The sequence below is a fragment of the Streptomyces lydicamycinicus genome, assembly GCF_000829715.2.
Classification (GTDB): Bacteria; Actinomycetota; Actinomycetes; order Streptomycetales; family Streptomycetaceae; genus Streptomyces; species Streptomyces lydicamycinicus.
On the sequence record NZ_BBNO01000002.1, the window covers coordinates 370,761 to 380,377 of the forward strand.

Here is a 9,617-nt window from a genome sequence, read left to right on the forward strand (position 1 = left end):
CCGCCTCCGCGTCCCGGGCAAGTGCCCGTAGACTCCATCCCAGCGATCCGCCACGGTGGGTCGGCAAGGTGCGGTAACAGGGAGGAAGCGTCGTCGTGAGCAGCAGGCCATCCCGAGGCGCTGCTCGCCTCGCAGCCATACTCGACGCCCTCCCCGACGCGCTGTTGCTCGTCAACTGCAACGGCACGGTCGTCAACGCCAACACCATCGCGCTGGAGACCTTCGAGGCGCCGGGCACGGCCCTGGTGGGGCGCGGGCTGCTCGATCTGCTGCCGTCCTTCGACTCCAAGCGCATCCCGGGGTCCATGCGACGCCGGGACGAGGAGGAGGAACGGACCCGGACGAAGCCGACGCGGATGGTCGCGCGGCGGACGGACGGGACGGAGCTGCTGGTCGAGGTGACCAGCGCCAATCTGGAGGACGGGCGGACCCCGTACGAGTCGGCCTTCGAGGCGGCGTACGCCGATCACCGGAATGGCTATACGGGCAATGAGCTGCTGATGCTCGTCGTCCGTGATCTGACCGGGACGCTGGACACCGAGACCGAGCTGGCCCGTCAGCAGCGGCAGACCGAGATGATTCTGCGGGCCGCGGCCGAGGGTGTGGTCGGGGTCGACGCCGACGGCAAGGTCGTGCTCGTCAATCCGTCCGCGGCGCAGATCCTCGGCTACCGGGCGAGTGAGCTGGGCGGCAAGGAGCTGCATCCGCTGATCCACCACTCGCGGGCGGACGGTTCGGCGCTGCCGTGGGAGGACACCCCGCTGGCCGACACGCTGAAGTCGGGGCGCAAGCACCGGGTGCGTGGGCAGGCGCTGTGGGCGAAGGACGGACGGGCGGTGTCCGTCGATCTGACGACGGCGCCGGTGCGGGACGGCGATCAGCTCGTCGGCGCGGTGATGACCTTCACCGACCGCCGGGCGTTCGACGCGCTGGCGGCCCGGCACGCCCAGCTGCTGGCGGTGCTCGACCAGGCGCTGCGCGGGCCGCTGGAGGAGCTGAAGGGCGAGCTGGGCACGCTCGCGTCCGACCCGGCCGGGCAGCTGTGGCCCGAGGCGAACCAGATCCTGCACCACCTCGCGGCGGGCCATGCCCGGATGACGACGCTGGTGGACAACGTCCTGAGCTATCAGCGGCTGGACTCCGGCAAGGAGAAGCTCAACCGCACGAAGGTTTCGCTGGACGGTGTGGTCGCGGCCGGTGTGGAGGGCGCGATCGAGCTGATCGGTCCGGGCCGGGCGCAGTTCGCGGTGCATGCGCCGCCGATAGAGGCGACGGTCGACGCGGAGCGGATCGCGCAGGCGCTGTCGCATCTGATCGCGGATGTCGCGGGGGTCGATTCGACGGGGCGGATGCCGGCCGGTGAGGCCGCCATGGGCGGGCGTTCGGGGCCGGTCCCCGGCGATTCGACGATCGTGGTGGCGGCGGCCAAGCGCGGTGATGTCGTACGGATCGAGGTGCGCGGCCCGTACGGTGGCGGCGACCCGGTTCATGAGCCGATCGTCCGCGGCATCGTGCGGCAGCACGGCGGGCTGATGCAGACGCACGAGGTGCCCGGTGGCGGACCCGGCGCGGGCGGCAGCGCGTATGTGCTGGAGCTGCCGGTGGCGGGGGACGGCGCCTCCCCGGATGGTGCGACGGCCGGGGCTGACGCGGCGACCGGCAACGAGACGACGGTGATGCCGGTACCGGCGGCCCGTGCGCGCGGCACCCAGGGCAACGCGGCGGACGCGGGCGCGGCCGGCGGCGGCCAGGGGCCGGACGACGAAGGACACGAGGGCGGCGAGGGGCCGTCCGGTGGTGACGGTGGGCCGGGCGGTTCCGACGGGTCCGGTGCGCCGCTCGGTGGCGGTGGGGCCGCGGCCGGCGCGGCGGTGCCGGAGCAGACGGGCGGGGCGCAGCCGACCGGTCGCCGGCGGGCGCGGCACTCGGGTGCGGAGCAGGGCGCGCATCCGGGCGGCCCGGAGGCCGGGGTGCCGCAGGCCGGTGTGCCGCACGGTGTTGTCGCCGAGGGCGCGCAGGGTGCGACCGGCCCGGGAGCGGTGGACCACGGTCCGGGCGCGCATCCCGGTCAGGGGGACGCCGTGCACGGTGCCCAGGGCGGCCCGGTCACGGACGGCCGGGGGCTGCCGCCCGGTATGGCGGGGGCCGAGGCCGTACCGCCGACGGGACGGCGCCGGGCCCGGCAGGGCGCGACGGAGGGCGGCGGACTGCCCGCCCTTCCCTCCGGGGCGAGCCCGGCTCCGGAGCAGCCGCACGGGCTCGCGGCAGGACCGCAGGGCCAGGGACCGCAGGACCAGGGGCCGGCGGCCGGTCCGCAGGGGCCCGCGGCGCCGTCAGCCAACGGGGCGGCCCCGGTGCCGGCCTCGGCGCCCGGCCGGCCGAGCCCGCAGATTCCAGTTCAGAGCCCGGCTCCGGGGCAGACTCCGGCGCCGGGCCGGCCGCATGTTCCGGGGCAGGCCACGGGCCCCGGCCAGACACCGCCCCCGGGCCCCCAGGGGCTCGCCCCCGTCCAGGCGGGTGGCCGACGGGCGCGCCGGGCGCTGGCCGAGGCGCCGGAGCGGACCGTCCCGGGTGAGCGGAACGGGGCGGCCGCGGCCTCCGGGGCACAGCAGCCGGCCGGTGCGCGTACCGCCTTCGCGCTGCCGCTGGCCGCCGCGGACCGGACCCCGGAGTCGTCGGTGCCGGCGCTGCCCGCGACCGCCGACCAGGTGCCCGCGCAGTCGGCCGGTCCGCAGGAGGGCGCCGGTACGGGACGCCGCCGGGCGCGTCGGCCGGTGGCCGGTGGCCCGGACGCGGCGGTACCCGGCGGGCAGCCGGGGCACGAGCCCGAAGGGCCCGTCAGCTCCGGTGCACCGCAAGGGGAGTGGGACGGCGAGCCGACCGGCAGACGGCGGGCCCGACGGGCCGCGGCCGAGGAGCGTGCGGCCGCCGCGATGGCCGACGCCGAGTCGTCCGGCACCTTTGTCGCGGGCCCGGAGGGGCTCGTGGCGCAGCCCACCGAACCGGTCGAGGCGACGGGTACGGCCGGTGGCACGACGCCCGGTATCGCCCCCGCGCCGGAGGCCGGTGCCCCGCAGGCGCCCGCCGCGCCGCAGCCGTCCCCCGCTCCCGTCGCGCCTCAGGACCCGCAGAGCCCCCAGGCCCCCACCGGCCGTCGCCGGGGCCGTCCCAGCCCCGCCGAGGAGGCCGCGGGCCGGCCGCCCGTGCCGCCGCAGGGCGGGCCCGCCGCGGCGGCGCACCGGCAGCCGCTGCCGCCGGCCGCCGAGGACGACGGGTATGCCGCGGGGCACTCCCAGGGGCGGGCGTTCAGCGTGCGGACGCTCGGTCAGGGTGTGCCGTTCGCCCAGCAGATCGCCGATCAGCAGCGCCCGCCGGCACCGCCCGGCAGCACCCCGCCGGGCGGTACGTCCGCCGGTTCGGGCCGCCGCCGCAAGCTCGCCGCGCCGCAGGAGGACCGGCGCGCGGCGGGCGCCGAGCCCACGCCGGCCGAGGCGCCCGCGCACCCCGGTGTCCCGCAGCCCAAGCCGCAGGCTCCGGCCCCGCCGCAGTCCCAGCCGCAGCCGCAGCCGCATCTGATGGATGCCAGTGAGGGCCGGGCCTTTGCGATCTCCGCGCCCGATGAGGGCAGCGAGGGCCCCGAGCCGCTGGACGGCCCGAACGGCGCCATAGAGGTGATGGACCGTCAGCCGATGCCGATGGACGACGAGTTGCCGCCGGAGCCGCTGGACAATCCGCGCCGGCTGCTGGTCTGGCCGGCCCCGGATGTCGCCACCCAGCAGGCGCTGAGCGACCGCGGCTACCGCCCGGTGATCGTCAACTCCCGCGAGGAGGTGGACGCCCAGATCGCCGCGTATCCGGCGGCGCTCTTCGTCGACCCGCTGACGGGGCCGATCACCCGTACCGCGCTTCAGTCGCTGCGTCAGGCGGCGGGCGCGGCCGAGGTCCCCGTCCTGGTGACCGCCGGTCTGGGGCAGGCCACCCGGGAGGCCGCGTACGGTGCCGACCCGGCCGTGCTGCTCAAAGCGCTGGCCCCGCGCGACAGTGACGTGCACCCGCCGCGGGTGCTGCTGATCGAGCAGAACGACGACATCGCGGGCGCCCTGACCATGTCGCTGGAGCGGCGCGGGATGCAGGTCGCCCGGGCCGGCGCGGATGCCGACGCGGTCACTCTCGCGACGCAGATGCGGCCGAATCTGGTCGTGATGGATCTGATGCAGGTGCGGCGCCGGCGGGCCGGCATCGTCGACTGGCTGCGCGCCAACGGGCTGCTCGACCACACGCCGCTGGTCGTCTACACCTCCGCCGACATGGACCCGGCGCAGCTGCCCCGGCTGGCGGCCGGCGAGACGGTGCTCTTCCTGGCGGAGCGCTCCACGAGCGCCGAGGTGCAGAGCCGGATCGTCGACCTGCTCGCCAAGATCGGCACGAACTGACCCGTGGTGGGGCCCGGACCGCCGGGCCCCACCGCAGGGTGTCCTACGCCAGCAGCGTCACGTCCAGCTCGCCCTCCGCGTACTGCTTGCGCAGCACCTTCTTGTCGAACTTGCCCACGCTGGTCTTGGGCACCGCCGGGATCACCGCCCACCGCTCCGGCAGCTGCCAGCGCGCGATCCGCTCACCGAGGAACGCCTTCAGCTCCTCGTAGCCGATGGTCGCGCCGTCGTTGAGCACCACCGTCGCCAGTGGCCGCTCGCCCCACTTGTCGTCCGGGACGGCGACCACCGCGGCCTCGACCACATGCGGGTGCGCCATCAGATGGTTCTCCAGCTCGACCGAGGAGATCCATTCGCCGCCGGACTTGATGACGTCCTTGGCGCGGTCGGTCAGCGTGAGATAGCCGTTCGGGGTGATGGTGCCGACATCGCCGGTGCGCAGCCAGCCGTCGGGGCTGAACTTGTCCTCGGGGCGCAGCGGGTGGCCCTGCGCGCCGCCGTAGTAGGCGCCCGCGATCCACGGCCCGCGGACCTCCAGCTCGCCCGCGGCCCGGCCGTCACAGGGCAGTTGCTCGCCGTCCGGGCCGATCAGCCGGGCTTCCACGGAGGCGGGGAACCGGCCCTGGGTGGCGCGGTAGGCCCACTCCTCGTCGCCGCTGACCCCGGCCGGCGGGTGGGAGACGCTGCCGAGCGGGGAGGTCTCGGTCATGCCCCAGGCGTGCACGACGCGGATGCCGTGCCGCTCCTCGAAGCCGCGCATCAGGGCGGGCGGGCAGGCGGAGCCGCCGATGACGACCGTGTGCAGACAGGCGACGTCCCGCTGCTTGGCGTCCAGTTCGGCGAGCAGGCCCTGCCAGATGGTGGGGACGGCGGCGCCGATGGTGGGCCGGACGGTCTCGATCATCTCGGCGAGCGGCGCGGGCTGGAGGAAGCGGTCCGGCATCAGCAGCGAGGCGCCGGCCATGAACGCGGCGTGCGGCAGGCCCCAGGCGTTGACGTGGAACATCGGCACGACGGGCAGGGTGATGTCGCGGGAGCTGAGCGCGAACGCCTCGGCGGTGTTGACCTGCATCGAGTGCAGATAGAGCGAACGGTGGCTGTAGAGGACGCCCTTGGGGTCGCCGGTGGTCCCGGAGGTGTAGCAGAGCGCCGCGGCCTCCCGCTCGTCGATCTCCGGCCAGGCGTAGCTGTCCGGGCGGCCGGCGATCAGCTCTTCGTAGTCGTGCACCCGGGCCTGCGCGCCGTCGAGGACCGACCGGTCGCCGGGGCCCGCGACGACGATGTGACGGAGGTTCGGCAGCTGCGGGAGCAGCGGGGCGAGCAGCGGGAGCAGGGTGCCGTTGACGAGCACGACCCGGTCCTCGGCGTGGTTGATGATCCACACCAGCTGCTCGGCGGGCAGCCGCAGATTGAGGGTGTGCAGCACCGCCCCCATGGAGGGGATCGCGAGATAGGCCTCCATGTGTTCCGCGTTGTTCCACATGAGCGTGCCGACCCGTTCCTCGCCGGCCACCGACAGCTCGTCACGCAGCGCATGGGCGAGCCGGGCGGCCCGGCGGCCGATCTCGGCGAAGGTGCGCCGGTGCGGGTCCCCCTCGGTCCAGGTGATGACCTGCGATTCACCGTGAACCGTCGACCCGTGGGTCAGGATTCGCGAGACGGTGAGCGGTACGTCCTGCATCGTGCTGAGCACCGGGTGCCTCCGCTGTGTACGGGCGGGTAATGGTGCTGAGATTGTCGACGCATACCGCTTGGTATGTCACGCCCCCTGGCGTGTGTTCTTGCCCGCTCATGGAGGCATATGGCCGGGAGCGGGGCGGGCACGGGGCGGGCCGCCGCGGCCCGCCCGGCAGTTTTCCGGCGCCGCCGCCCCGCCCGGCGGCCCCTCCCCCGTTCCCCCAGGTCAAAGGCCAGGCAGCCGTCGTTCACCCGGAGGGATGGCCCTTACGGCACGTTGCTTGTGCGGTGTCCGGACGGAGCAGCACGCTGACGAGCGTCCGGTTTTCCCGGTTTCCTCTTCTGACAGGAGCGTCTTATGCGCCCCCACCTCGGTCGTTGCCTCGTCCTTGCCGCCCTGGGCGGTGTCGGTGTCGGTGTCCTCGCCTGCGGCACCGCTCAGGCGGCGCCCACGGCCGCCCCGGCCCCGCGGGCCGCTGTCGACGGCCCCTCCCTCGGCCGCCCGCTGTTCGGCGGGCAGTTGGACACCGTCGCCGGGCTGGGCGGGGGCGTGATCTCCGGTGGCGGGCGGCCGGTGGCCACCCAGGCCGGCGGCGGGCGGTGATGCCACGGCGCTGACCGCCGGCCACCGGCGGGCCGGCCGGCCGCTCACGGGCGCCGATCGGCCACCGGGGTCACCGCCTGGAGGACCAGCACCGACAGATCGTCCTCGACCGGGCCGGTGCCGAAGTCGTGTGCGGCGCGCCGGACATGCTCGGCGAGGGCCTTGGCGCCCAGGCCGGTTCCGTCCCGCAGCACCTCGATCAGACCGTCGTTGTCGTCCAGCTGCCAGTTGCCGCAGCGGCGTTCGGTGACCCCGTCGGTCACACACAGCAGCGTCTCCCCCGGGGCGAGGGTGAAGGAGCTGGCCTGGAATTCGGTGCCCTCGTCGATGCCGAGCAGCATCTGGGGGTCGGAGGCCGCCTCGACCCGGCCGTCGACGAACATGTGCAGCGGCGGCGGATGGCCGGCGGTGGCGACCGTACAGCGGGCCCCGGCGGTGCCCGGATCGACCTCCAGCTCGCCGTACAGCAGGCTCAGAAAGCGGGAGCTGGCCTGTTCGCCGCCGAGCTCCACCGCCTCCGCGCTCTCCTCGGCCATGGCCAGATTCAGCCTGCCGAGCACCGACTCGACGCCGTGCCCCTCACGGGCCAGCAGCCGCACCAGATGGCGGGCCAGGCCGGTGACGGACATCGCCTCCGGGTCCTTGCCCTGGACGTCGCCGAGCAGGAAGCACCAGCGCCGGTCGCCCATCGGGAAGACGTCGTAGAAGTCGCCGCCGACGGTCTGGCCCTCGCCGTGCGGCTCGTAGACGATCGCCGTGTCGACGCCGGGAATGCTGGCGAGCGTCGCGGGCAGCTGCCGCCGCTGGAGCGCCAGGCTGATGGTGGTCTGCCGGGTGTACTGCCGGGCGGTGAACACGGCCTGGGCGACGCGGCGGGCGACATCCTCGACCATCCGCACCACGGTGTCGGTCATCTGGAGGTGTCCCGCCCGGCCGAGCAGCAGCATGCCCTGGTCGGTGTCCCGGGCGACCAGGGGGAAGGCCAGCGCGGACCCGCCCGAGGAGGTCGCGCCGGCGCATTCCGGCCAGGGCCAGGGGGTCCCGGCGGTGCGGATGAGGTCGGCCGGCGGGTCCACCTCCAGGTCGGCGCGGAGCGGGGCGATCCGCCGCTCATCGACGTGCCAGACCCGGGAGAGCTGCATCGTGCCGCTTTCGGTGGTCAGCCAGATCGCGCACCAGTCGGCGAGCCGGGGCACCAGCAGCTGGGCGGCGAGCGCGGTGACCATGTCCTGGTCGAGCTGCCCGGCCAGCAGTTCGCTGGTCTCGGCGAGGAAGGACGGGCCGCCGCGGTCGGCCCATTCGGCGGCGTAGCCGTGCGTATGGCGGCGCTGGGCGACGGGCTGGGCCGGCCGGGGAGGCGCGACGGCGCGCGACTCGGGCCGGGACACGGAGCCGATCGTGCCGGGCTCGCCCTCGGTCGCCTCCAGCCGGAACCACACGGTCTTCACCGACTTGCGGTAGGTCACGCCCCACGATTCCGCCAGCGCGCCCACCAGCTGGAGGCCGTATCCCGGCTCGCCGGTGCGGGCGTCCACCCCGCCGCGTACCCGCCGGGCCGGATGGCGGTCGGAGACCTCCATGACCAGGCCCAGCTTGGCCGGGCGGCGTTCCCCGTCGCCCTCGGCGGGCTCCTGGTCGTGCTCCAGCCGGCAGGTCACATCGATCTCGGTACCGGCGTACATCACGGCATTGGTGACCAGCTCGCTGGTCAGCAGGACGGCATCGTGGATGAGCTCCGCATTGATCGCCGCCGAGCCGGGCCCTGCGGTGGCGGACGGCGCGGCGGCCCGTTCGGTGAGCAGGGCGCGCACGAACTTGCGTGCGCCGGCGGCCGCGAGCTGGTTCGCGGGCAGACCTTTCCGGGACACGGATTCCGTCGTGTGCGGGGAGGACAGCGGCACCACTGCGCCCCCTGGATATGCCGGGAAAAAGTGATTACGAGCGCTTTATACTATGTCATACCTGCCCAAATGGATCACTCTGCCCGATGGGATTTCCCCGCTTCGATCACTGGGGGATGGTGTGCCATGGCGCTCGACCCCGCCCGGCCCGAGCCTCCCGAGCCCGCGCAGCCCGCCAAGCCCTCCGAACCGCCCGAGCCGTCGTCCGAGCAGTCCGAGCCCGCCGGGTACGTCCGGCCCGTGCCGCCCGCGCCCCCGCCCGACGGCCAGTGGGTACGCACGAGTGAGCTGCGGCCGCTGCTCGCGGCGATGAACGCGGTGCGCGACGGGGATTTCACCACGCGTGTGGAGAGCTCGCCGGCCGGCGGCTCCACGGACGGGGTGCTGGCCGACATGGCCGGCGTCTTCAACCAGATCATCGCCCGCAACGCCCATCTCGCCTCCGAGCTGCAACGCGTCCGCGGCGAGATCATCCGGCAGGGGCGGCTGGACGAGCGGATCTCCGCGAGCCCCGGCCAGGGGACCTGGACGACGAACATCGAGGCGGCCAACACCGTGCTCGAAGCGCTGGTGGTCCCGCTCGCCAAGGCCACCCGGGTGCTGGACGCGGTGGCCGACGGCGATCTGACCCAGCGGGTCGATCTGCACGACGGCAACCGCCAGCTCCGCGGCGATCTGCGCCGCCTGGGCAACGGCGTCAACCGCATGGTCGACCAGTTGTCGCTGTTCACCGGCGAGGTCACCCGGGTCGCCCGCGAGGTCGGCACCGAGGGGCGGCTGGGCGGCCGGGCCAAGGTCCAGGGGCTGTCCGGTGACTGGCTGCATGTGACCGAGGCGGTCAACACCATGGCGTCCCGGCTGACGGCGCAGGTGCGGGACATCGCCGTGGTCACCACCGCGGTGGCCACCGGCGACCTGACCCAGCAGGTGACGGTCGAGGCGACCGGCGAGCTGCTGGAGCTGAAGCTCACCGTCAACAAGATGGTGGACCAGCTGCGGGCG

5 protein-coding genes are annotated in these 9,617 nt (G+C 74.5%); 3 read left to right on the plus strand and 2 right to left on the minus strand.

Annotated elements, in window-relative coordinates; translation table 11 throughout:
* Positions 1–95: 95 nt before the first annotated feature.
* The gene (locus TU31_RS07035) at positions 96–4,433 is read left to right on the plus strand and encodes a PAS domain-containing protein (protein ID WP_042150752.1); all 4,338 of its coding nucleotides are present in this window, start codon (positions 96–98) and stop codon (positions 4,431–4,433) included.
* Between the two features lie 43 nt (positions 4,434–4,476).
* On the opposite strand, the gene TU31_RS07040 is transcribed toward TU31_RS07035, so the two are convergent.
* Entirely contained in the window at positions 4,477–6,126 is a 1,650-nt protein-coding gene (locus tag TU31_RS07040) for a long-chain fatty acid--CoA ligase (RefSeq protein ID WP_042150754.1), read from the minus strand.
* Positions 6,127–6,468: 342 nt separating this feature from the next.
* On the opposite strand from TU31_RS07040, the gene TU31_RS07045 reads away from it, so the two are divergent.
* Positions 6,469–6,714, plus strand: coding sequence for a hypothetical protein (locus TU31_RS07045; protein WP_042150756.1), 246 nt, complete (start codon positions 6,469–6,471; stop codon positions 6,712–6,714).
* Positions 6,715–6,758: 44 nt separating this feature from the next.
* Here the strand turns inward: TU31_RS07045 and TU31_RS07050 are convergent, their stop codons facing one another.
* On the minus strand, positions 6,759–8,582 hold the full coding sequence (locus tag TU31_RS07050) for a SpoIIE family protein phosphatase (protein ID WP_078885594.1): 1,824 nt from the start codon (positions 8,580–8,582) through the stop codon (positions 6,759–6,761).
* 342 nt (positions 8,583–8,924) lie between these two features.
* Here TU31_RS07050 and TU31_RS07055 point away from each other — a divergent pair.
* Positions 8,925–9,617 (plus strand): HAMP domain-containing protein (locus TU31_RS07055; RefSeq protein WP_245698466.1); only part of this gene is annotated, 693 nt, incomplete at its 3' end.

Bases quoted from the DNA above. Each gene is read 5' to 3' on its own strand.
- TU31_RS07045 (WP_042150756.1), top strand. From the start codon at position 6,469: ATGCGCCCCCACCTCGGTCGTTGCCTCGTCCTTGCCGCCCTGGGCGGT.